The sequence below is a fragment of the Rhizobium sp. SEMIA4064 genome, assembly GCF_003025035.1.
Taxonomy (GTDB): Bacteria; Pseudomonadota; Alphaproteobacteria; order Rhizobiales; family Rhizobiaceae; genus Rhizobium; species Rhizobium paranaense.
The window spans coordinates 23,123-45,354 of sequence record NZ_PYJN01000018.1 but is presented as its reverse complement, the minus strand read 5'-3'; the positions used below and the strand labels follow the sequence as shown (position 1 = coordinate 45,354).

Sequence of the window (22,232 nt, the reverse complement as noted above, 5' to 3'; positions counted from 1 at the left end):
GCGATGCACATATAGGCGGGAAAAGCTGGACCTGATCCTGCCTCTGACGATGCCGAAAACCGCCTCCCAACCAGGGGCACGGACATGAATTGTGCCGAAGCTTTCACGGAGTTGTGATCGGAAAAGTTGAATTCGACTATCCAGCGAGAAGGCTGTGAATAGCGGGCGTGGCGGAGGGTTCTCGTGGCAATGCGCTCCGTTCCTGATTATATGGGGGCAAGCCAGAGGTAGTCATGCGATTTTCCAATACGTTTCTCGATGAGATTCGCGACCGCGTTCCCATTTCGGACGTGATCGGTCGACGTGTGACCTGGGATCGGCGCAAGACCAATGTGCCGCGCGGCGATTATTGGGCCTGCTGCCCGTTCCATGGCGAAAAGTCACCGAGCTTCCACTGCGAGGACCGCAAGGGCCGTTATCACTGCTTCGGTTGCGGCGTCACGGGCGATCATTTCCGTTTTCTGACCGAGATCGAGGGGCTCAGCTTCCCCGAAGCGGTGCAGCAGATCGCCGACATGGCGGGCCTTCCCATGCCGGTCGCCGATCCCATGGAGGCAAAGCGCGAAAAGGAGCGCACATCGCTGCTCGATGTCATGGAAATGGCAACGCAGTTCTTTCAGGATCAGCTCCAGGCGGCAAACGGTGCAAGGGCGCGCGCCTATCTGCGCGATCGCGGCCTGACCGGCCGCACCATCGAGACCTTCCGCCTCGGCTATTCGCCGGACAGCCGCAATGCACTCAAGGAGTTTTTAGCCGGCAAAGGCGTCTTGAAAGAGCAGATGGAAGCTTGCGGCCTTGTCGTGCACGAGAATGTGCCGGTCTCCTACGACCGCTTCCGTGATCGTATCATGTTCCCGATCCTGTCTTCGCGTGAAAAGGTGATCGCCTTCGGCGGCCGTGCCATGTCGCCGGATGCGCCGGCCAAATATCTCAATTCCAACGAGACCGAACTCTTTCACAAGGGCAATGTGCTTTACAATTTCACGCGTGCGCGCCGTGCCGCCCAGGGGAACGACGGTGCAGGGACGATCATCGCCGTCGAAGGCTATATGGACGTCATCGCGCTGCATCAGGCTGGCGTCGAGAACGCGGTTGCGCCGCTCGGCACGGCGCTGACGGAAAACCAGCTCGAACTCCTGTGGAAGATGACGCCCCAGCCGGTGCTCTGCTTCGATGGCGACGGCGCCGGCATTCGCGCCGCCAATCGTGCCGCCGATCTGGCGCTGCCACATATCAAGCCGGGCCGTACCGTGCGCTTCGCCTTGCTGCCCGACGGCAAGGATCCCGATGATCTCGTCCGCCACGATGGCCGCGCACCTTTCGACAAGGTCATGGCGCAGGCAAAGCCGCTGGCGGAAATGATCTGGAGTCGCGAAGCGGGCAGTGGCACCTTCGACACACCGGAGGCGCGCGCCGAACTTGAGGCGCGGCTGAAGCAGATGGTTTCGGTCATATCGGACGAGAATGTCCGCCGGCATTATCAGCAGGACATGCGCGACCGGCTGAACGGGCTGTTCCAGCCGCAGTTCCAGCGCGGCGGCAATCAGCAGGGGCGCGGTTTTTCCCGCGAAGGCAATGGCCGCAATTTCGGTGGCCGCGGCGGGTCGACCCGTGATCGGCAGCAGGTCGCCAATATAACGGCGTCGGATCGCTTGACGCGTTCAGGCATGATCAAGGGTCATCAGGACATACCGGGGCTGCGCGAGAGCGTGTTGGCGTTGACCATCGTCAATCATCCGGCGTTGCTGCAGGACGAATATGATGAGATCGCTGCGATCGATTACGAAAGCCGCGAATTGCAGCGTCTGTGGTCCGCCATGCTCGGCACGGCAGCAGCCATGGCCGGCCCGCAGCTCAATCGCGAGCGGCTGCTCGAGCAGTTGGAGGAGCAGGGTTTTGCCGCATTGCTGAAGAGCCTCGACCAGCAGGTGCGCAATGCCCGGCTTTGGACGGCGACCGAGGAAGCCGCCACGGAAGATGCGCGCGAGGGATATCGCCAGGCGCTTGCGCTTCACAAGCGGTCGAAGGCGTTGCGTTGGCACAAGATCGAGCTGCAAAGCGCGATCGCCGAGGCAACGGAAGAGGGTGACGGCGACCTTATCGAGCAGTTGATGCGCGCTTTGCAGGAAGTGCAGCTCGAGGCTTTGCGCCTCGAAAACCAGGAAGCGATCATTGATGGCTTTGGCGTGCTTTCCGGTCGCATCAAAGGGGCAGCGGGGAAATAGGGATAGATGTCACTGCCAGATCGACAGGAGCCGCGGTTTTCCGCCGATGATGCGCTGTTCGGGAGAGACAATTCGGGAGCGGCGCCGCTCGATATCCTCAAGCGGGTCTATGGCTATTCCGCCTTTCGCGGCAAGCAGCAGCAGGTGGTCGAGCATGTGGTTTCCGGTGGCGATGCGGTCGTGCTGTTTCCGACCGGCGCCGGCAAATCGCTTTGTTTCCAGATTCCGGCGTTGTGCCGCGATGGCCTCGGCATCATCGTTTCGCCATTGATCGCCCTGATGCGCGATCAGGTCGAGGCGATGAAACAGCTCGGCATCCGGGCGGCGGCGCTGAACTCGTCCTTATCGCGGGATGAGGCAAGTGATGTCTATCGCGCCATCTCCGGGGGCAGGCTCGATCTGCTCTATGTCACGCCCGAACGCATCTTGACCGACGGCTTCAGCCAGATGATCGCCAAGGCGAAGATTGCCTTGTTCGCGATCGACGAGGCGCATTGCGTCTCGCAATGGGGACATGATTTCCGGCCGGAATACCGTGATCTCGGCAAGCTTGCGGAACTCTTTCCCGATGTGCCGCGCATCGCGTTGACGGCGACGGCCGATCCGCACACGCGCGACGATATCATCGAGAGGCTGGCGCTCGATAACGCCAAGGTGTTCACCACCAGCTTCGATCGCCCGAATATCACCTATGAGATCGTCGAGCGTGATCAGCCGCGTCAGCAATTGCTGCGTTTCCTCGATGGTCATCGCGGCGATAGCGGCATTGTCTATTGCCTGTCGCGGGCCAAGGTCGAGGATACGGCGGAGTGGTTGAACGGGCAGGGCGTTCGCGCGCTTGCCTATCATGCCGGCACGGATCGGTCGGTGCGCGATGCCAATCAGGATGCCTTCTTGAAGGAAGAGGATCTTTGCCTGGTGGCGACGGTCGCCTTCGGCATGGGCATCGACAAGCCGAATGTCCGCTATGTCGCCCATCTCGATCTGCCCGGTTCCGTCGAGGCCTATTATCAGGAGACCGGGCGCGCGGGACGCGACGGCCTACCGTCCGAAGTCTGGATGGCCTATGGCATGGCTGACGTCATCCAGCGGCGGCGGATGATCGATGAGGGCAATGCTGCGGAAGAGATCAAACGCGTCGAGCGTGCCAAGCTCAACGCATTGCTTGCGATCTGTGAGACGGCCGGCTGCCGGCGACAGGCGATCCTTGCGCATTTTGGCGAGGGGCATGGCGGCGGCTGCGGCAATTGCGACACCTGCCTGAAACCGGTCGAGACTTGGGATGGCACGGAAGCGGCGATCAAGGCGCTCGCCGCGGTCTACCGCACCGGCGAGCGCTTCGGCACCGGCCATGTCATCGATGTGCTGATGGGGACGGTCAATGAGAAGACCGAGCGTTTCGGTCATGTGAACATGCCGGTTTTCGGGGCCGGCAAAGATATTCCCGCCCGCACCTGGCAGTCTGTCTTCCGCCAATTGCTGGCAAGCGGCTTCGTCAGCATCGATCACGCCGCTTTCGGCGCGATGAAGCTCGAGCCGGAGGCGCGGGCGGTCTTCAAGCACGAGCGCCAGGTTTTCTTCCGCAAGGACAGGCCGGAGGCGGGGCGTCGCGCCAAGAAGGCGGCGCGGATCGAGAAGCGGCAGTCAAGCCTGTCGAGCGAGGCTCAGCCGCTGTTCGAGGCGTTGAGAAGCGAGCGCGCCAGGATCGCTAAGGCGCTCGGCGTGCCGCCCTACGTCGTTTTCCCGGATACGACACTGATTGCCTTTGCTACGGAGCGGCCGACAAGCCGCGATGCCCTCCTGGAAATTTCGGGCGTAGGGCAGTCAAAGTTGGAACGCTACGGAGATGCGTTCTTGAAGGTTATCCGGGCGTTCGAAGAGGGATGAGCGGCAGGGGCTTTCCTTTACCCGATATCAGTGAAAGCGAGATCATTTCCCTTGTAGAGCAAGCCCACATTCAGGGCTTTGGCGCAAGCATAAGCGAAACAATCGCCAAAATTGAGATCGGCTTTGTGACCTACCGCCTTGCCATATCGAGCGCTTGCTTCCAGTGCGGCTTTGCCAATGTCCGATGAGATTTCGATCTCCTGCGCCCCGATATCCTCGATAAATGTATCAATAGCTTGTCCGGCCCGTCGAAGGAGAGATGGTGATGGTTTTTGCCCGGGGACCGGGGTTTTACGACGGGCGAGGGCTAAGGTTGCCTCGAACTTCACGAGTGGCGATACATAGAAATCGCTGTTGACCTTCGCCAGGCTTTTTTCAATTTCCTCATAGCCTGGCTCCTCGCCAAGTATTGCGACAATTGCCGATGCGTCGATAAACATCAGTCATCGCCCCACATTTCATCAGTGAACGCTTTCATATCGAAATTTGGATCATTGGGGCCTAGTGCATCGGCCATTGCTTTGGCGCGGGCCAGTCGATCGCGCAGCGGAAGCTCCTTCCTTGCGCGTGCAAGCTCATGTTTCAGCGCTTGGCGAACCGCCTCCGTTTTCGTGGGCGCCTTGGTCAATTTCTGAATTTCGTTAGCTAAGGAGTCTACTTCCGCATCGCGAATATAAAGTGCCATCGATATATCTCCCATGTATATCTGTATATCACGGCGGCGATATTCAAGCCAGCGACACTTTTGACCGTCGCGCTGACGCCTTCCTCGCGACATGGTGTGTGCAGATGTGCTAATTCGATGATGTCGTCGTTAGATGGTTCCATCTCTTTTCGAGAAAGCGCGTTCATCATGACATCTGCCTTCATCTCCCATCTTCAATCCGAAATCGCCAGTCTGAAGGAGGCAGGCCTCTATAAGTCCGAGCGGATCATCACATCCAAGCAGGCGGGCGAGATCGCCGTGGCTGGCGGCGAGCGGGTGCTGAACTTCTGTGCCAACAACTATCTCGGGCTCGCCGACAACGAGGAACTGGCCGAGGCTGCGAAGAAGGCACTTGATCGCTATGGTTATGGCATGGCCTCGGTGCGCTTCATCTGCGGGACGCAGGAGGAGCATAAGCAGCTCGAGGCAAGGATATCGGCCTTTTTGGGCATGGAGGATACCATCCTCTATTCCTCCTGCTTCGATGCCAATGGCGGACTGTTCGAGACGCTGTTGTCGGAGGAGGACGCCATCATCTCCGACGCGCTGAACCACGCCTCGATCATCGACGGCGTGCGCCTCTCCAAGGCGAAACGCTTTCGCTACGCCAACAATGACATGGCGGCTTTGGAGGAGGAGCTGAAGAAGGCGGAGGGCAGCCGATTCAAGCTGATCGCTACCGATGGCGTTTTCTCCATGGATGGCATCATCGCCAATCTCGAGGGCGTCTGCGATCTTGCCGAAAAATATGGCGCAATGGTCATGGTCGATGACAGCCATGCCGTCGGCTTTGTCGGCGATCACGGTCGCGGCTCGCCGGAACATTGCGGTGTCGAGGGCAGGGTCGATATTATCACCGGTACGCTTGGCAAGGCGCTCGGCGGTGCATCGGGAGGCTACACTTCGGCCAAGGCTGAGATCGTCGATTGGCTGCGCCAGCGTTCGCGCCCCTATCTTTTCTCCAATACCCTGGCTCCGGTTATCGCGGCCGCCTCGTTGAAGGTCTTCGAGCTGATCCAAAACGGCAGCGATCTGCGCGACCGACTCCGTGGTAATACGGAGTTTTTCCGTAGTGAAATGACCAAGCTCGGTTTCACTTTGGCGGGCGCCGATCACCCGATCATTCCCGTCATGCTCGGCGATGCGAAGCTGGCGCAGGAGATGGCGGCGCTGATGCTGAAAAAGGGCGTCTACGTCATCGGCTTCTCCTTCCCGGTCGTGCCGAAGGGCCAGGCGCGCATCCGCACGCAGATGTCGGCGGCGCATTCGAAAGCCGATGTCGAGCGCGCGATTGCCGCTTTCGCTGAGGCGGGACGTGAACTCGGAATCATTTGAATCGGATGGAGACGACAGCTCATGTCGAACATGATGAAGGCGCTGGTCAAATCGAAGCCGGAAGTCGGGCTATGGATGGAGCATGTTCCGGTTCCCGAGGTTGGGCCGAATGATGTGCTGATCCGGGTCAAAAAATCGGCGATCTGCGGCACGGATGTGCATATTTGGAATTGGGACCAATGGGCGCAGAAGACCATTCCGGTGCCGATGGTCGTCGGTCATGAATTCTGTGGCGAAATTGCCGAGATCGGCTCGGCGGTCACGAAATATCACGTCGGCGAGCGCGTTTCCGGCGAGGGACATATCGTTTGCGGCAAGTGCCGCAACTGCCGGGCGGGCAGGGGGCATCTCTGCCGCAATACGCAGGGTGTCGGCGTCAACCGTCCGGGCTCCTTCGGTGAATTCGTCTGCATTCCGGAAAGCAACGTGGTGCCGATCCCCGACGATATCCCGGATGAGGTGGCGGCGATCTTCGATCCTTTCGGCAATGCGGTACACACTGCACTTTCCTTCGATCTGGTGGGCGAGGATGTGCTGGTCACCGGCGCGGGGCCGATCGGCATCATGGGCGCCATGGTCGCCAAGCGTTCCGGCGCCCGCAAGGTGGTCATCACCGATATCAATCCCAACCGGCTGGCGCTCGCCCGCAAGCTCGGTATCGAGCATGTTGTCGATGCTTCAAAAGAAAATCTTGCCGATGTGATGAAGTCTATCGGCATGACCGAAGGTTTCGATGTCGGTCTGGAAATGTCGGGTGCAGCCCCCGCCTTCCGCGACATGATCGACAAGATGAACAATGGCGGCAAGATCGCCATTCTTGGCATCGCGCCGGCCGGCTTCGAGATCGACTGGAACAAGGTGATTTTCAAGATGCTCAATCTGAAAGGCATCTACGGCCGCGAGATGTTCGAGACCTGGTATAAGATGATCGCCTTCGTTCAGGGCGGGCTCGACGTCTCGCCGGTCATTACCCACCGTATCGGAATCGATGATTTCCGCGATGGCTTCGAAGCCATGCGTTCCGGTAACTCCGGCAAGGTGGTGATGGACTGGATTTGAGCAAAATTGTGGCCCGATCGCATCAATATTGCCGCGAACTGCGGAAATACGGGTGGTTTCATAGACCTGCCCTTGTCATCGCACGGGGACTTCCTAAATACGGGAAGCAATCGTTTCTGGGCGTGTTGGGCCTGTGGATAAGGCTTTTTCACGATTTTAACAGGCTTTTTTGCTGGAAAAGCTTGACGAGAACAAAAATTGTAGGAATCACCGTTTGTCCTCGGAAAAACGGTGAACTGGGTCAGGCGGATCACATATACCATGGCCGGAATTCCAAACGCAATCCAGCTTTGCTGTTCGGAGCCGGCGATCGTGGTTAATCAGGCATTAAAGGTCATTCCGTTAGGTGTTTGTCGGTGATTCGGGGCTGGCGCGAAGCGCGCCGGGCCAGAGCGGTCATTCACCGCGTGTAGTTTAAGCGTCAGGGAAAGCGACGATATAGAGATGGCAACCAAGGTCAAAGAGAACGAAGAAGCTGAAGTCGAACGCGACGGCGCCTCGGATGGCCCGCTTCTCGATCTTTCCGACGACGCGGTCAAAAAGATGATCAAGGCCGCGAAGAAGCGCGGCTATGTGACGATGGACGAGCTTAACGCCGTTCTGCCGTCCGAAGAAGTGACGTCGGAGCAGATCGAAGACACGATGGCTATGCTCTCCGATATGGGCATCAACGTCATCGAAGACGAGGATGTCGAAGAGGCGGGCGCGGCAGCCAGTGGCGGCGACGACGACGATTCCAGCAGCGACGAGGATGGCGAAGGCGGCGAGCTTGCGCCTTCCGGCGGTTCAGCGCTTGCAACCACCAAGAAGAAAGAGCCGACCGATCGCACCGACGATCCCGTGCGCATGTATCTGCGCGAGATGGGTTCCGTCGAACTGCTGTCGCGCGAAGGCGAAATCGCGATAGCCAAGCGCATCGAGGCCGGCCGCGAAACCATGATCGGCGGTCTTTGTGAGAGCCCGTTGACGTTCCAGGCGCTGATCATCTGGCGCGACGAACTCAACGAAGGCACCACGCTGCTCCGCGAAATCATCGACCTCGAAACGACCTATTCCGGTCCCGAGGCCAAGGCTGCGCCGCAGTTCCAGAGCCCGGAAAAGATCGAGGCGGACCGCAAGGCCGCTGAAGAGAAGGAAAAGGCCCGCCGTGGCCGTTCCTCCGGCGACGACGACATCACCGATGTCGGCGGCGAAGGCATGCCGATCGAGGAGGAGGAAGAGGACGAGGACGAATCCAGCCTCTCGCTCGCCGCGATGGAAGCTGAGCTTCGTCCGCAGGTCATGCTGACGCTCGATACGATCGCCGAGACCTACAAGAAGCTACGCAAGCTGCAGGACCAGCAGGTCGAGCAGCGCCTGTCGGCTTCCGGCACGCTGTCTTCCGCACAGGAGCGCCGCTACAAGGAACTCAAGGATGAGCTAGTCAAGTCGGTCAAGTCTCTGTCGCTGAACCAGAACCGTATCGACGCTCTCGTCGAGCAGCTCTACGACATCAACAAGCGCCTTGTGCAGAACGAAGGCCGCCTGCTGCGTCTTGCCGAATCCTACGGCGTCAAGCGCGATAGCTTCCTGGAGCAGTATCAGGGCGCCGAGCTCGACCCGAACTGGATGAAGTCGATCGGCAATCTGGCCGCTCGCGGCTGGAAGGAATTCGCCAAGAGCGAAAACACCACGATCCGCGACATCCGCCAGGAAATTCAGAACCTTGCGACCGAAACCGGCATTTCGATCTCGGAATTCCGCCGCATCGTTCACATGGTTCAGAAGGGCGAGCGCGAAGCGCGTATCGCCAAGAAGGAAATGGTCGAAGCGAACCTGCGCCTCGTCATCTCCATCGCCAAGAAATACACCAACCGCGGTCTGCAGTTCCTCGACCTCATTCAGGAAGGCAATATCGGCCTGATGAAGGCGGTCGATAAGTTCGAATATCGCCGCGGCTACAAGTTCTCGACCTACGCCACATGGTGGATTCGTCAGGCGATCACCCGCTCGATCGCGGACCAGGCGCGCACGATCCGCATTCCGGTGCATATGATCGAAACGATCAACAAGATCGTTCGTACCTCGCGCCAGATGCTGCATGAAATCGGCCGCGAGCCGACGCCGGAAGAACTGGCCGAAAAGCTTGCCATGCCGCTTGAAAAAGTGCGCAAGGTGCTGAAGATTGCCAAGGAGCCGATCTCGCTCGAAACCCCGGTGGGTGACGAAGAAGATTCCCATCTCGGCGATTTCATCGAGGACAAGAATGCGCTGCTGCCGATCGACGCCGCCATTCAGGCGAATCTGCGCGAGACGACGACCCGCGTTCTGGCATCGCTGACGCCGCGCGAAGAGCGCGTGCTGCGCATGCGCTTCGGCATCGGCATGAACACCGACCATACGCTCGAAGAAGTCGGCCAGCAGTTCTCGGTTACCCGCGAACGTATCCGTCAGATCGAAGCCAAGGCGTTGCGCAAGCTGAAGCATCCGAGCCGCTCCAGAAAGCTGCGCTCGTTCCTCGATAGCTGAGGGATTTGCGCTGTTACGAGATCAGAACCCGGTTCGCGGAAGCGAGCCGGGTTTTTCGTTTTGTGAGATGCCGGCACCGCCGTTTCCCGGCGCGTTCTTCTAAAGGTGCGACGTTGTATGTTACCTTGTCGGGGGGCTTCCTCGAGGCTTTGCCTGGGATCACGCAGGTTTGTTTTCCGGGCACTGCGGAGCTGTGGTCAGACTGACAGCCTGCAATTTTCCGGCTGCCTCTTTCTGGCCTTGATGTTTAACACCATATGTCGGGAATCTGGGCATCGTGGGATGTCGTTTGTTCGGTAAGGTTTGGATGAAATTGTTGAGCGCTTCTCCGTCTGCCCTGCGTCGTCAGCCTTGCGGCCGCTGACCGATGGAGCGCGTCGCCGAACAGCGGAAGCCGGATGAGCGTCGATGGGGACTGATCCCTTCGATCCTGCTGCATATCCTGTTTTTCGCGGCGCTTTTCTTGCTGCCGGTGGTGGCGATGCCGATACCGCAGCCGGAAGACAGCATCAATGTCGAGATGGTGCCGCAGCCCAAGGAGCAGGCACAAAATGCTGCGAAGCCACAGGAGCAGCGATCCGGCCGCGTGCCGACGCCGACGCCCAGGCCTGATCAGAAGGATACTTCGAAGGAAAAGGCAGCATCTGCCGATAAAACAGAGGGCGAGCAGACCGCCGACAAGCTGAGCGACGAGAGCAAGACGAAGACCGAGAAGGCTCCCGATCCGAATGCGCAAGACCAGAACGCCAAATCGCAAGAGCCGGCGCAGGCGGATAAGCCTGCCGATGTAAAGGCCGATCAGCCGTCACCGGCCACGCAGCAAGCTGACGCGCAGCCGCAGCCGAGTGATACGCCGTCGCCGACACCGGCTGATGATCAGGCGAAGCCGCAAGACCAGACGCAGGCGCGGCAGCAAGACCAGACGCCGCCCAACTCCGATCCGGCAACAGAGGCGCAGAAGCAGGACCAGACACCGCCGACCAGGGACGCGAACACCCAGCCGCAACAGCAAACTGCTGATCAACCGGCGCTGGATGCTTCGGCCGCGCAAGCTGCGGCGGAGGCCAACGTGCAGCCGAAGACAGATGTGACGCCGTCCCCAAGCGATGCCGCTTCACAGCAGCAACAGGCACAGGAGGCGGCAAAGACCGACGCGGAGGCGAAGGCCGCCAAGCCAGATGCTGCAACATCTGCGACCGATCCGAATTCCAGTGATCCAGCGTCAATGCCGACGCCGCAGGAGCTGGCGACGGACCAGGCGTCCGATACCCAGGTTGCGGAGCCGGATAAACCTTCGACGGATCAAGCAGGAACGCAGGCGGATCAAAAAGACGGAGCGGCGTCTGATCCCATTGCGGGACAAGCGAAGACCGCCGAAGGGCAGGTAGATCAGAATGCCCAACAGCAGGCCGCGGCCGATCCCAAGGTCGCCCCGGATGTCGCCGTTCCGACGACCGGCGGCGCACAGCCACAGCAACAATCGCAGGATCAATCGATCTCCGGCGCCGCTAGCGACCCAACGGCTGGAACCACATTCGTTCCCGAGCCTCAACCTCGACCGCAGCAGCGGTCGCCGGCGGACGGTACACAACAGGCATCGACATCCGATCCGTCGCAGACGCAACAAAAGCCGGTGGACAAAACCGGCGGCCAACAGGGCAAAGTCATCCAGGCCAAGCGCTTCTACTCCGGCACGGAAATAGCGCGCATGTCAAAGGACGAGTTGGACGCCTGGAAAAAACTCCCGCGGCGCGACCGTGTGCGGATGCTTTGCAACAACGAGCAAAAGCAGCAGTACTGGCATGATTTGAATGCCTATGGTCTCAATTTCATCAATTCTGCGCTCTCACCTAATATGTACATCTATACTGGCATCTATGGCGATGGCGTTGCCGTTCAAACACCCAAGGGATGGCAACAGGTCCAATTCAAATGTCAGGTTGATGACGATGCCTTGAAAGTTGTCGCTTTCTCCTATGCCATCAAAGGTCGCATCCCCGTCAGTCGGCTGGAGAAACTGGGCGTTCCCAGCAATTGAATGACAACACTCGCCTCGTCAGCTTGAAACAATAGTTTATTCCCATGCCCGATCGAAATTCGGCCAATTTCATCATACAATTCACTGTATCTATCTGATTCAATGTCCTCCCTTTGCATCGCACAATTCTAATGACATCGATCACAGCCGATTCCAAATCCATGGCCGCTGGCCATTCAACGCTGCGTGGCGTCCTCGTGGCATTCGCATCCTATGCCGTTTATGCGTTCAGTGACGCGTCGATCAAGCTATTGCATGGGACGCTGCCGTCCTATGAAGTGGCCTTCATCGGCTCGCTGTTTGGCTTTGCGGCCATTCCATTCCTGAAGGGGCGCGGGGATGGTTGGATGGATGTCGTCAAGACGACGAACCGGCCGTTGTGGATGCTGCGTTTCGCCTGTGGCGCGATCGGCACCATATGTTCGATCATAGCTTTCACCAAGCTGCCGATGGCAGAGGCTTTCGCGCTGCTCTTCCTCCTGCCGTCCTTCGTCACTATTCTTTCTGTCGTCTTCCTCAAGGAGGATGTGCGCTGGCAGCGTTGGACCGCGGTCATCCTCGGTTTTGTCGGCGTGCTCATCGTGCTGCGGCCGGGCTTTCGCGAGCTTTCGATCGGCCATCTCTGCGCGGCGATCGGCGGCTTGAGCGGGGCCGTCTCGATCATCATCAATCGCGCACTCGGCTCGAAGGAGAAGCGCATCTCGCTTTATGGTGCGGTGTTGTTCGGCACGCTCATCGTCAGTGGATTGCTGATGCTGCAGGAGATGACGTGGCCAGCGGCGTGGCAATGGATACTCCTCGCGAGCTACGGCCTTCTCGGCGCTGTTGGCACCGTTCTGCTGATGAGCGCGGCGCAGTTGGCTCCCGCCAATCTCGTCGCGCCGCCGCAATACAGCCAAATGATTTGGGCGATCGGTTTCGGTTATCTGCTGTTCAATGACAGCATCGATCTAGCGATGGCGCTCGGTATCGTCCTCATCATCTTTTCCGGCCTGCTGACGCTGGCGCGTGAGCGCAAACGCGGCACACCCTTGCCGGCGGCCGTTGTTGCGGCCAACACCCAAGGCGCCTTTGCGGCTGAGACATCAGATAGATGATGTGGCTCGCCTGCGATCCCATCGCGCGTCACCCGAATGAGTGGGGATTAGGTTTATTGTCGCCATGAGGTGACAAGCCTATGGTTGTTAAGCGCGACCTGTATTGACGGGACGGGGCCCGAAACGCCGGGGTGGCGGCGCGTAATTCCGAAAACTGGGATGGTTTTTCCAGGGCTTACGCGTGGATCAAACCGTTACTGCGTCATCTGCCTGCTCGTCTCAATGGATGCGCGACGCAGCGGAGGAGGTGTGGGATGACCACTTATATCGTTCTGCTCAATTGGACCGACCAAGGAGTGCGTAGCGTAAAGGAATCGCCGCGGCGGCTGGATGCTGCCAAGAAGCAGCTCCAGGATATGGGCGGTTCGTTTAAGCAATTTTTCCTGACCATGGGCGATCACGACATGGTCGCCGTCTGCGAGGCGCCCGATGACGCGGTGATGGCGCGCTTCGCCTTGACGCTTGGGATGGGCGGCAACGTGCGCTCGCGCACGCTGAAGGCTTTTCCCGAGGCCGCTTATCGCGAAATCATGGCGTCCTTGGGATAGTGTTGGGGGCGATTTTGTCACTGTTGAAACCCGGTCAGCGGCGGCTGACCGGGTATATGGAAGATGTGGCCAGCCGTGTCGCCATTGACCGCAGCGGCCGACTTCGAAAAGATGTCGGCGGATGAACAGAATGGCGTTGAGACATGGAAAAGCCCTGCCTCTTTGGCGCAGACTATAGCGTCTACGTGCGAATTGCGCGGCTTGCGCTTCTCGAGAAAGGCGTCGAGCACGAGAGGGTGCCGATCGACATTTTCGCTGAGGGCGGGCCGTCGGCATCCTATCTGGAGCGGCATCCATTCGGCCGCATTCCGGCCTTCGAGCACGGTGATTTTCGGCTCTATGAAACGGCTGCGATCACACGCTATGTCGATGAGGCATTCGATGGGCCGCGCCTTCAGCCTGTTGCGCCTCGTCAGCGGGCACGGATGAACCAGATCGTCAGCATTGCCGACGGATATCTCTATCCTCATCTGGTCTGGGGCGTTTGCGTGGAACGGGTCTCGAAGCCGGCAAAGGGCATCGCCGCCGATGAAGAGCGGATTGCGGCGAGCCTTGCCAAAGCTGCCATCGGCCTTGCCGCTCTTTCCGATCTGATCGGCGACGGTCCCTGGTTGTGCGGCCCGGAGTTGACGCTTGCCGATCTCTATGTGGCACCAATGTTCGACTATTTTCTCATGGCGCCGGAGGGGCGGGAAATGATCGAGCATCATCCGAAGCTGGCGGCATGGTGGTCGTGTATCGTTGCCCGGCCGAGTGTTGGGATGACGGGTTTCAGCAAGCCGGGCGGGCGGCGCGCATGAGGTCCAGCCAGTTCAGGATGCTTCGCTCTTCCGTTGCTGGTGTTGAAGCCGTGGCGGCGGAGACCGGACATAGCTTTCCCAAGCATACGCATGATCAGTTCGGCATCGGCGTCATCGAGCGCGGCGCGCAGGTGTCGCTGAGCGGGCGTGGCGTGGTACGGGCTGAAGCCGGCGACATCATCACTCTCAATCCGAACGAGGTGCATGACGGCATGCCGGTTGGGGAGAGCCGAGCGTGGTCGATGCTCTATTTCGATCCGCGGCTGGTGGGAGATCTTCTGGGCGATATCGGCGAAGGGGGCAGCGGCGAGGGGGAGTTTCCTTCTCCCGTCCTTCGAAACGGACAAGCTGCGGTGCGGTTCAAAGCACTGTTTTCGACGGTGACCGGCCAGGATGGCCCGGAAGCTGCGTTGCGGCGAGATGGACTGTTGTTATCGATTGTCGCGGACGTGATGCGCGAACAGCGGCAAGCGGATGAGGGTACCAATGTTCCCGCCGCAATCAGGCGTGCCCGCGATCTCATCGATGACGATCCGGCAGCATCGGTGACGCTGGCCGATCTCGCCGAGGCAAGCGGGCTCAGCCGTTTCCAGCTCCTGCGCGGTTTTGCCAAGGCAACGGGGCTGACACCGCACGCCTACCTGCTTCAGCGTCGCATCCTTCGGGCACGGGGGCTGATCGCCGCTGGCATGCCCCTGGCGGAAGCGGCTTTTGCCAGCGGATTTGCCGATCAAAGCCATATGACTCGGATCTTCGTGCGCAATTTCGGCGTCTCGCCACGCATCTACGCCGACACGAAGCGCTGAAGGCATCTGCAATTTCGTTCAAGACCGGCCGCCGGCTTCGGGTTTTTCTTCTGCTCCAAATCAGAACCGCAGAAGGAAAAGCCATGTATTTCCACCATTCGAATGAGATGTGGAACGAATTCCCCGATCTGGTCGCCGGCGCACTCTTCGTGGAAGGAGTCACCGCGAATGTGGGCGTCACCGATCGTCTCGCGACGTTCCATGCGATCGCCGAGGAACGGCTGGCGGGCAGTCCGGAAGGTGAGATGCCGGAGATCCAAGCCTGGCGGCGCACCTTCTCGAAAATGGGGCTGAAGCCGACGCAATATCGCTGTGCTTCCGAGGCTTTGCTCAGGCGATTCCGCCAGGAAAAATCGCTGCCGCAGTTGCATCCGCTCGTCGATCTCTGCAACGCCATCTCGATCGCTTTCGCCATTCCCATTGCCGTCTTCGATCTTGCGAAAATTTCCGGCGATCTCGAAGTCAGGCACGCGACGGGCAGAGAGACCTATCTGACCTTCGCCGGCGAAACAGAGCATCCAGAGCTGCGCGAGGTGATCTTTGCCGATGGTGCCGGTCAGGCGCATGCGCGGCGCTGGACCAACCGTCAAAGCGGTCTTTCCGCCGTTCGCGAGGATACGCGATCCGTGCTGATCGTCGCCGAGGCTATGCACGAGGCGGCCAGCAGTGATGTGCCGAAATTGATCGCGACCCTTGCGGCAGAACTCGCCGCCGTGTGGTCGGTCCAAGCCAGGACAAAGGTGCTCAGTTGCTCTTCACCACGATTTGATCTGTAGATCTTAGTATTTGCCGGCAAATGGCCGATCAGAAACAAAAATGCGGTTGACAAGCGCGGCATTCGGGCAGAGCAGGGGAACCCAATAGATATTTCATATTGCTCATAAATCTTGCTCTGGGCGCGGCGTCCGGAGCTGAAGAAAGACATATGGACACCCTGCAAAGCCAAGACCGGGCAAGCGTGCTCGGCCATCCCGGATATCGTTCCTTCGCTGCCTCTCGCGTCTTTTCCTCGATCGGTTTCCAGTCGGTCACGGTCGCCATGGGTTGGATGATCTACGATCAGACGCATAGCGCCTTCTTCCTTGGCCTGGTCGGCTTCTGCCAATTTTTGCCGATGGTCATCCTGACCTTCATCGTCGGTCATGTTGCCGACCGGTTCGACCGCCGGCGCATCGGCCTGGTCTGCCAGTTGGTCGAAGCCTTGACCGCGCTGGTGCTTGCCGTCGCCGTCTGGCAGCATTGGATCGGCCCGGCTGGCATCCTCGCTGCAGTCGCCGTCATGGGCGCCGCCACCGCCTTCGAACGCCCTACCATGGCCGCTCTGTTGCCCAATATCGTGCCGCCATTGATGTTACAGATGGCGATCGCGACCTCCACGTCGATGATGCAGACCGCCTTCATCATCGGTCCATCGCTCGGTGGCCTGCTCTATGGCGTCAGTCCGATCGCGCCTTTCGCGGTATCCGCCGTGCTGTATGTCATCGCGAGCCTCAATGTCATTTCGATCCGCGTCGAACGAAAGCAGCCGTCGTCACGCGAGCCCGTGACATTGAGTTCGGTCTTTGCCGGCGTCTCCTTTATCCGGAGTAGGCCGGTAATGATGGGCACGATCTCGCTCGATCTTTTCGCCGTGCTGCTCGGCGGCGCCACGGCGCTATTGCCGATGTTCGCGCGGGATATCCTGCATGCCGGACCATGGGGGCTCGGACTTCTGCGTGCCGCACCTGCAATCGGTGCTTTGGTCATGTCGATCTGGCTGGCGCGTCGGCCTCTGCAGACGGATGCTGGCAAGAAAATGCTGCTCGCAGTTTTCGTTTTTGGCGTTGCCACCGTCGTCTTCGCGCTTTCGACCAACATCATCCTTTCCGTCGCAGCGCTGCTTATCGTCGGCGCGTCGGATACGGTCAGCGTCGTCGTGCGCAGTTCGCTGGTGCAGCTCCTGACGCCGGACAATATGCGCGGCCGCGTCAATGCCGTGAATTCCCTGTTCATCGGCACGTCCAACCAACTCGGCGAATTTGAATCCGGCATGCTCGCCAGCGCGCTCGGCCCGGTTCTTACCGGTATCGTCGGCGGCATCGGCACAATCGCGGTCGTACTGCTCTGGATGCGGATTTTTCCCGATTTGACCAAGGTGAAGACACTCAAGGGGTGAGGCGGCTTCGCTCATGGATCGTCCGGGATTTTATCCAGCCCGGCATCTCGCTGAAGGTGGGCACTGATTGACAGGATACTTTGGCGTCCGGCCTCCTTGTCGGCGAGCTGCTTTCGCACAGAAGCAAATGCCCGGAGCATTCGGCCGAGCCACTTTTGGGCGCGACGCATCGGAGTGAATATATGAATGTTTCTCATCTATTATAAGCTCCATGTTCTTATGACATAGAGGAATGCGCCTACGTATTTGCGATGTATAATGAAGCCTTCGTCGATCAAGCATGAAGGATTTTCATGGGAAAAAGACCGCTTCCGCCGTTGGCCGTGTTGCAGACATTTTGCGCCATCGTCGAAACCGGCGGCTTTGGTCGTGCGGCCGAACGCATGGGACTGACGCAGACTGCGGTCAGCCATCAGCTTTCACAGCTCGAAGGCTGGATCGGCGGTAAGCTTTTCGATCGAGGACGCTCAGGCGCAAGGTTGACGCCGCTGGGTGCGCGTCTTCATCCGGCAATCGTCGACACGATCTCTCAATTGGAGACAGCGCTGTATCAGGCGCGGGCGAGCGTGTCGGTTCGCACCCTGACGCTGTCGGTAACGCCGGAATTTTCCAGTCAGTGGCTCGCTTCGCGGCTCGGCGATTTCTGCCAGCGCTATCCCGACATCGAGCTGAAGATGGTCGTCGGCTACCAGCGGCCCGATTTCGGGCCTAATGGCGTCGATCTTGCGATCTGGCTCGGGCGAGCCGAAGCCGGTCTCGTTCTCGATGAATTGCTGATGGATGAGGAGTTTGTCGTCAGCTCGCCAACACTGTCCGAGCGGCTGCCGAAGCGCTACGCCATAAAAGCCGCGCCCCTGCTGCGTTACACCGGCATGCGACATACGGTGCTCGATTGGCAACGCTGGTACGAACAAGTGCTTGATCATGATGTTGCGGGCGGAATGGCCGATTTTGATATCGGCCAGGCGGTCGAGAATGGACCTCTCTTCGAATCCTTTGCCGATATGCTTGGAGCATGCCGAGACGGCCTTGGCTTTGCGCTGGTTCGCAGTTCTCTTGTCGCGAAGGACATTGCGGAGGGGCAGTTGGTGCGTTGTTTCGTGGAGGTTCAGCCGGCAGCCGTCAGCTACAACCTGCTGTACCCGCCGAACGCCTTGCAAAATCCATCGGCGGCATTGTTCCGTACGTGGTTGACATCGCAGGTCAACGCAATTGCTTGAAAGGCGATCGCCGTCAATCGCGTAGCCTGATCAAGCCGGCCTCCGTCGCTGCAAAGCCCAGCCTCCGATAGAGGTCGGTGAGATGCGGTTCGAAATCGACATGTAGCCATTCCGCGCCGCGTTCGCGCGCAACATTCGTTGCCATTTCGACAAGCCTGGTCGCTATTCCCTGTCGACGGAATTCCGGGGCGACGCAGGTGTCGAGGATAAAGGCGTGTATGCCACCATCTGAGGCTACGTTGACGAATCCTACCAGGCGCGCTCCGTCGAAAGCGCCCATATGGGCGAGGCTTCTCGACAGAACCGATGAGAAATCGCGCACGGCGACTTCGTTCCAAGCCGTCGCCCACAAGGCGTTGAGTGCGTTGTTGTCAGGATAGGGATCGATCCTGAATTCGATCGTCATGACCATCCTCTCGTTATTGATGAAACTTCAATGCCAAGCTTATCCGCAGGGAGAACGACCGTAACGGGCTCATAAGGCAAGCGATATCCGAGTAATTGCAATGGGAAAGTGCATCCCATGTCGGATCGCGCTATAGTCAATCGTCTTTGGGGGTGGAAACAGAACAGAGGAGATTGCCATGCCCTATGTGGATGGGTTTGTTATCGCCGTTCCGAAAGACAAGATCGAGCTCTACAAGACATTGGCGCGGAAGTCCGGCGATGTCTGGAAGGAATACGGAGCGCTGAGCTACGTGGAGTCCGTTGGGGACGACGTGCCCTATGGCGAGCTGACATCCTTTCCCCGTTCCGTTATGGCCAAGGAAGACGAGATCGTGATCTTTTCCTGGATCACCTATGAATCTCGCCAGCATCGCGACACTGTGATGGAAAAGGTCATAGCCGATCCGCGGCTGAGGGATGAGATGGCGAATATGCCTTTTGATGGCAAGCGCATGATCTATGGCGGCTTCGATATTTTTCTGCAGCTCTAATCTCTCTTGATCCCGGCGGCCGGGCTTGACTTTCCGACCGCTGCGGCCGACCTCAAGCGCATCGCTGCGATCACTACCGGAGATGCCATGCCGCAGACCGTCATCACCCTGTCGACCCATGGCCAGGGACTTTACGAGTTCACGGGCCAGGCGGCGGAATTCGTCCGCGCGGCAACTTCGGCAGGCTCGGCATCCAGTGACGGTCTGTTGACCGTCTTCGTCCGTCACACCTCCTGTTCCCTCCTTATTCAGGAGAATGCCGATCCTGACGTGCAGACAGATCTCAATGCTTTCTTCCGCCGGCTCGTGCCGCCGTCTTCCGACCCTTCAATGCGGTGGATCGTACATACGACGGAAGGGCCCGACGATATGCCGGCGCATATCAAGACGGCGCTGACGCAGGTGTCGGTCGGCATCCCTGTGACGCGCGGTCGTCTGGCGCTTGGCACATGGCAGGGCATCTATCTTTTCGAGCATCGCGACCGTCCGCACCGACGCGAAATCGTGCTGCATCTTTCTGCCTGACGCTGCGAAAATTCCCGTAAGCCGATCGTAATTTGTGCTGAATGCAATCTGAATGGGTGATTCGCGGTTGATGGCGGACAGCCGCAGCGCTGTTTCAAAGATTAGGAGAGTCGTCCTCATGAAAGAGGGCGGCTGTTATTTTCTGCTGTGCGGCGACTCGGCCACTGGCCTCGCTTTTGCTTTCATTGTACCTGAATAGCGCATGAACGGTTGATTCTGAACTTGTTCAGTATCATGCCGTTACTCCCAAGATATTCCCTCAGGAGCGGCGGCAAGCACATGAGGGAAAGCCATTTGCTCTATGGAGGATAAATGAAACAATTGCTGGCAAAGTTGGGGATCGCTGCCGCGATCACCGTTACCGCGCTGTCGGGGACTACGGGATATGCTGCCGCCCAGGGCGTCGACATCTATATCGGCCCGGGCCGGCACCGGCCGCCACCGCCGGATTACGATATCCCGCCGCCGCGCTACGAGCGCCGTGGCTGTGACCCGCGCGAAGCCATGGATGTTGCCCGTAGCTACGGCCTGCACCGCGCTCGCGTGGTCGACGTAACGCCGCGCCGCGTCATCGTCGATGGTTTTGGCCGCCGTGGCCCGGACACGATGATGTTCGCCAATGTTCGCGGCTGCCCGTTGATCGGCCGCTGATATCACTACGGACGCCTAGTTGCGTCCAACGACCACCGCTTGACGCTTTCGCTTTTATCGGCGGGGGCCATGAAACCGCCCTTTGTTCGGTCCCCTAGGACCTGAGCGAAGGGCGGTTTTGTTTTGAAGCTATTGCTGGATTGAGTAGGTGATGCTGACCGAGGCGTTATAGGTGTTTTCGCCGCTCGCCACCGGCACCGCCTTCTCGGCAGCCATCGCCATGGATTGACGCATAAGTGGCTGCGGCGGCATGACGATGGCGCCCTCGTTGATCGCAAGGACGTGGCCGAGCTTGACGCCCGCCGCATCGGTCAAGGTTTTTGCTTTCGCCGCCGCATCGGCCACGGCGTTCTTCCGGGCCTCTTCCAGCGCCGCATCCGGCTTGTCGTTGGTAAACTGAATATCGCCGCCCTGGTTGATGCCGAGATTGACGGCCTGATCGAGGAGGGCGCCGAGCTTGGAGAGATCCCGCACGCGCACCGTCAGCCCGTTGATCACCTGATAGCCGGTCAGCGTCGGCGGCAGGGACTGGCCGTTCTTATCGTTCTGATAGACATATTGCGGCTGGATCGAGAAGCCCGAAGTCTGAAGATCGCGCTCCGCAATGCCTCTGTCCTTCAGCGTCGCCAGCACCGCGCCCATTGCCTTGTTGTTCTGATCGAGCGCGTCCTGGGCAGCTTTTGCCTGTTTGACGACCGAGAGCGTGACAACGGCCATATCCGGCGCGATTGCGGAATGCCCCTCGCCGGTGACCGTGATGGTCGCCTCGCGCGGTCTCGCATCCTCGGCGAAACTATGGGTGGCAGGCACGAGAAGAGTCGTGCCGAGAAAAGCGGCAAAAATAAAATCTCTGGTTTTCGTCAGGGGCATGGCTCATTCCTTGGTTGGTGTTTCCTTGAGGTTCGCTTTTGCGGATTGATTGTGAAGGTATTGCGGCAGTCCCTTGTGGGGAAAGACGAATTGGGCTAGAGCCAAGTCGGCTTCCGGGGAACCATTGCTCCGGTGCTGTATGCACGATCATTTTTACTCGTGCCGGGCCTGTAGCTCAATGGTTAGAGCCGGCGGCTCATAACCGCTTGGTTGGGGGTTCGAGTCCCTCCGGGCCCACCATCTTTTTTCTTCTGGCTGCAGCTACCAATGGTGCTTTTCGGAGCCCCTAGGCTACGTGACTTCAAATTTTCGTACATCCCGGCAACCATCCTCCAGTTCGCGTGTTCTTCACACAGTCTAGAGGAGGACCACGGAATGAGAACGATCCTATCTATCGCTGCGCTGACGGTATTGTTTTCGGCTGGCGTCGGTTTCGCCCAACAGGCGCCGAACACAGCGACGCCGACACAGCCGGCCCAGCAGCCAGCTCAACAGCCGACCCAGAGCGAAACTGCACCGCCAGCAAACTCGCCGCAACCGCCAACAATGGGGCAGCGCCGGCCCGATGACGACGCGATGAGGGGCGATTGGCATAGGGGCATGATGGGGCATCGTCCGATGATGTCCAAGGCCGCTCGTTTTCGCATCGAGAGCGGCGACGTTAAAATAGATATCAAATGTGCCGAAGATGAACCGATGAAGGCATGTGCGGACGAGCTAAACCAAATTCTGGATAGGCTTGAAGGGCGGCGGTCCTCGTCGCGAGACGACGACTATCAATAGTCAAGCGGGCGGTCGAGATTATCTGCGGAAGGTTTTCCGGTCCCGCTTTCGTCTAAATCATTGATTTTCGCTGGTTATGGT

General features: G+C 59.1%; 21 protein-coding genes and 1 tRNA gene. 18 read left to right on the top strand and 4 right to left on the bottom strand.

Annotation, left to right across the window (positions count from 1 at the left end; all coding sequences use genetic code 11):
- The first annotated feature begins 233 nt into the window (after positions 1-233).
- Both dnaG and recQ read left to right on the top strand, forming a co-directional pair.
- A complete protein-coding gene (dnaG, locus tag C9E91_RS12455) occupies positions 234-2,225 on the top strand; it encodes a DNA primase (RefSeq protein ID WP_107108611.1) in 1,992 nt (663 codons plus the stop codon).
- 6 nt (positions 2,226-2,231) lie between these two features.
- Positions 2,232-4,112, top strand: coding sequence for a DNA helicase RecQ (gene recQ / locus C9E91_RS12450; protein WP_107108610.1), 1,881 nt, complete (start codon positions 2,232-2,234; stop codon positions 4,110-4,112).
- A 17-nt stretch (positions 4,113-4,129) separates the two neighbouring features.
- Here recQ and C9E91_RS12445 read toward each other — a convergent pair whose 3' ends face one another.
- Together C9E91_RS12445 and C9E91_RS12440 are read right to left on the bottom strand one after the other, a co-directional pair.
- Positions 4,130-4,552 (bottom strand): type II toxin-antitoxin system VapC family toxin, encoded by a 423-nt coding sequence (locus tag C9E91_RS12445; protein ID WP_107108609.1) that lies wholly within the window; start codon positions 4,550-4,552, stop codon positions 4,130-4,132.
- Positions 4,552-4,797: a type II toxin-antitoxin system VapB family antitoxin gene (locus tag C9E91_RS12440; protein WP_107108608.1), complete on the bottom strand. Its 246-nt coding sequence runs from the start codon at positions 4,795-4,797 to the stop codon at positions 4,552-4,554. The genes C9E91_RS12445 and C9E91_RS12440 overlap by 1 nt, the downstream gene beginning before the upstream one ends.
- A gap of 168 nt (positions 4,798-4,965) precedes the next feature.
- On the opposite strand from C9E91_RS12440, the gene C9E91_RS12435 reads away from it, so the two are divergent.
- From C9E91_RS12435 to C9E91_RS12380, 11 genes are all read left to right on the top strand, one after another.
- A complete protein-coding gene (locus tag C9E91_RS12435) occupies positions 4,966-6,153 on the top strand; it encodes a glycine C-acetyltransferase (protein ID WP_107108607.1) in 1,188 nt (395 codons plus the stop codon).
- 21 nt (positions 6,154-6,174) lie between these two features.
- On the top strand, positions 6,175-7,212 hold the full coding sequence (gene tdh / locus C9E91_RS12430; RefSeq protein WP_107108606.1) for an L-threonine 3-dehydrogenase: 1,038 nt from the start codon (positions 6,175-6,177) through the stop codon (positions 7,210-7,212).
- Positions 7,213-7,656: 444 nt separating this feature from the next.
- A complete protein-coding gene (gene rpoD, locus C9E91_RS12425; RefSeq protein ID WP_107108605.1) occupies positions 7,657-9,720 on the top strand; it encodes an RNA polymerase sigma factor RpoD in 2,064 nt (687 codons plus the stop codon).
- 367 nt (positions 9,721-10,087) lie between these two features.
- Positions 10,088-11,758, top strand: coding sequence for a DUF930 domain-containing protein (locus C9E91_RS12420; protein ID WP_107108604.1), 1,671 nt, complete (start codon positions 10,088-10,090; stop codon positions 11,756-11,758).
- A gap of 131 nt (positions 11,759-11,889) precedes the next feature.
- Entirely contained in the window at positions 11,890-12,855 is a 966-nt protein-coding gene (locus tag C9E91_RS12415) for a DMT family transporter (protein ID WP_107108603.1), read from the top strand.
- 254 nt (positions 12,856-13,109) lie between these two features.
- Entirely contained in the window at positions 13,110-13,403 is a 294-nt protein-coding gene (locus tag C9E91_RS12410; protein ID WP_107108602.1) for a GYD domain-containing protein, read from the top strand.
- A 143-nt stretch (positions 13,404-13,546) separates the two neighbouring features.
- Positions 13,547-14,203, top strand: a complete 657-nt coding sequence (locus tag C9E91_RS12405) for a glutathione S-transferase family protein (protein ID WP_107108601.1) — start codon at positions 13,547-13,549, stop codon at positions 14,201-14,203.
- Positions 14,200-15,009: an AraC family transcriptional regulator gene (locus C9E91_RS12400; protein ID WP_107108600.1), complete on the top strand. Its 810-nt coding sequence runs from the start codon at positions 14,200-14,202 to the stop codon at positions 15,007-15,009. Before C9E91_RS12405 ends, C9E91_RS12400 begins: the two co-directional genes overlap by 4 nt.
- An 83-nt stretch (positions 15,010-15,092) precedes the next feature.
- Complete coding sequence (locus tag C9E91_RS12395) at positions 15,093-15,785, top strand: B3/B4 domain-containing protein (protein WP_107108599.1); 693 nt, start codon at positions 15,093-15,095, stop codon at positions 15,783-15,785.
- Between the two features lie 149 nt (positions 15,786-15,934).
- Complete coding sequence (locus C9E91_RS12390) at positions 15,935-17,164, top strand: MFS transporter (RefSeq protein ID WP_107108598.1); 1,230 nt, start codon at positions 15,935-15,937, stop codon at positions 17,162-17,164.
- A 293-nt stretch (positions 17,165-17,457) separates the two neighbouring features.
- Positions 17,458-18,384 carry a LysR substrate-binding domain-containing protein gene (locus tag C9E91_RS12380; RefSeq protein ID WP_107108596.1) on the top strand — a complete coding sequence of 309 codons (927 nt, stop codon included), beginning with the start codon at positions 17,458-17,460 and terminating at the stop codon, positions 18,382-18,384.
- A gap of 13 nt (positions 18,385-18,397) precedes the next feature.
- Here the strand turns inward: C9E91_RS12380 and C9E91_RS12375 are convergent, their stop codons facing one another.
- Positions 18,398-18,790 carry a GNAT family N-acetyltransferase gene (locus C9E91_RS12375; protein WP_107108837.1) on the bottom strand — a complete coding sequence of 131 codons (393 nt, stop codon included), beginning with the start codon at positions 18,788-18,790 and terminating at the stop codon, positions 18,398-18,400.
- Between the two features lie 178 nt (positions 18,791-18,968).
- Between C9E91_RS12375 and C9E91_RS12370 the strand changes: the two genes are divergently transcribed.
- The 3 genes from C9E91_RS12370 to C9E91_RS12360 all read left to right on the top strand — a co-directional run bounded on the left by C9E91_RS12370 (position 18,969) and on the right by C9E91_RS12360 (position 20,498).
- Positions 18,969-19,322: a DUF1428 domain-containing protein gene (locus C9E91_RS12370; RefSeq protein WP_107108595.1), complete on the top strand. Its 354-nt coding sequence runs from the start codon at positions 18,969-18,971 to the stop codon at positions 19,320-19,322.
- A gap of 87 nt (positions 19,323-19,409) precedes the next feature.
- Positions 19,410-19,847, top strand: coding sequence for a secondary thiamine-phosphate synthase enzyme YjbQ (locus tag C9E91_RS12365; RefSeq protein WP_107108836.1), 438 nt, complete (start codon positions 19,410-19,412; stop codon positions 19,845-19,847).
- Between the two features lie 312 nt (positions 19,848-20,159).
- Positions 20,160-20,498: a hypothetical protein gene (locus tag C9E91_RS12360; RefSeq protein WP_107108594.1), complete on the top strand. Its 339-nt coding sequence runs from the start codon at positions 20,160-20,162 to the stop codon at positions 20,496-20,498.
- A 129-nt stretch (positions 20,499-20,627) separates the two neighbouring features.
- On the opposite strand, the gene C9E91_RS12355 is transcribed toward C9E91_RS12360, so the two are convergent.
- Positions 20,628-21,368 carry an SIMPL domain-containing protein gene (locus tag C9E91_RS12355; RefSeq protein ID WP_107108593.1) on the bottom strand — a complete coding sequence of 247 codons (741 nt, stop codon included), beginning with the start codon at positions 21,366-21,368 and terminating at the stop codon, positions 20,628-20,630.
- Between the two features lie 164 nt (positions 21,369-21,532).
- Between C9E91_RS12355 and C9E91_RS12350 the strand changes: the two genes are divergently transcribed.
- Positions 21,533-21,608, top strand: a tRNA-Ile gene (locus C9E91_RS12350).
- Between the two features lie 135 nt (positions 21,609-21,743).
- Positions 21,744-22,151, top strand: a complete 408-nt coding sequence (locus C9E91_RS12345; protein ID WP_107108835.1) for a hypothetical protein — start codon at positions 21,744-21,746, stop codon at positions 22,149-22,151.
- Positions 22,152-22,232: the final 81 nt, after the last annotated feature.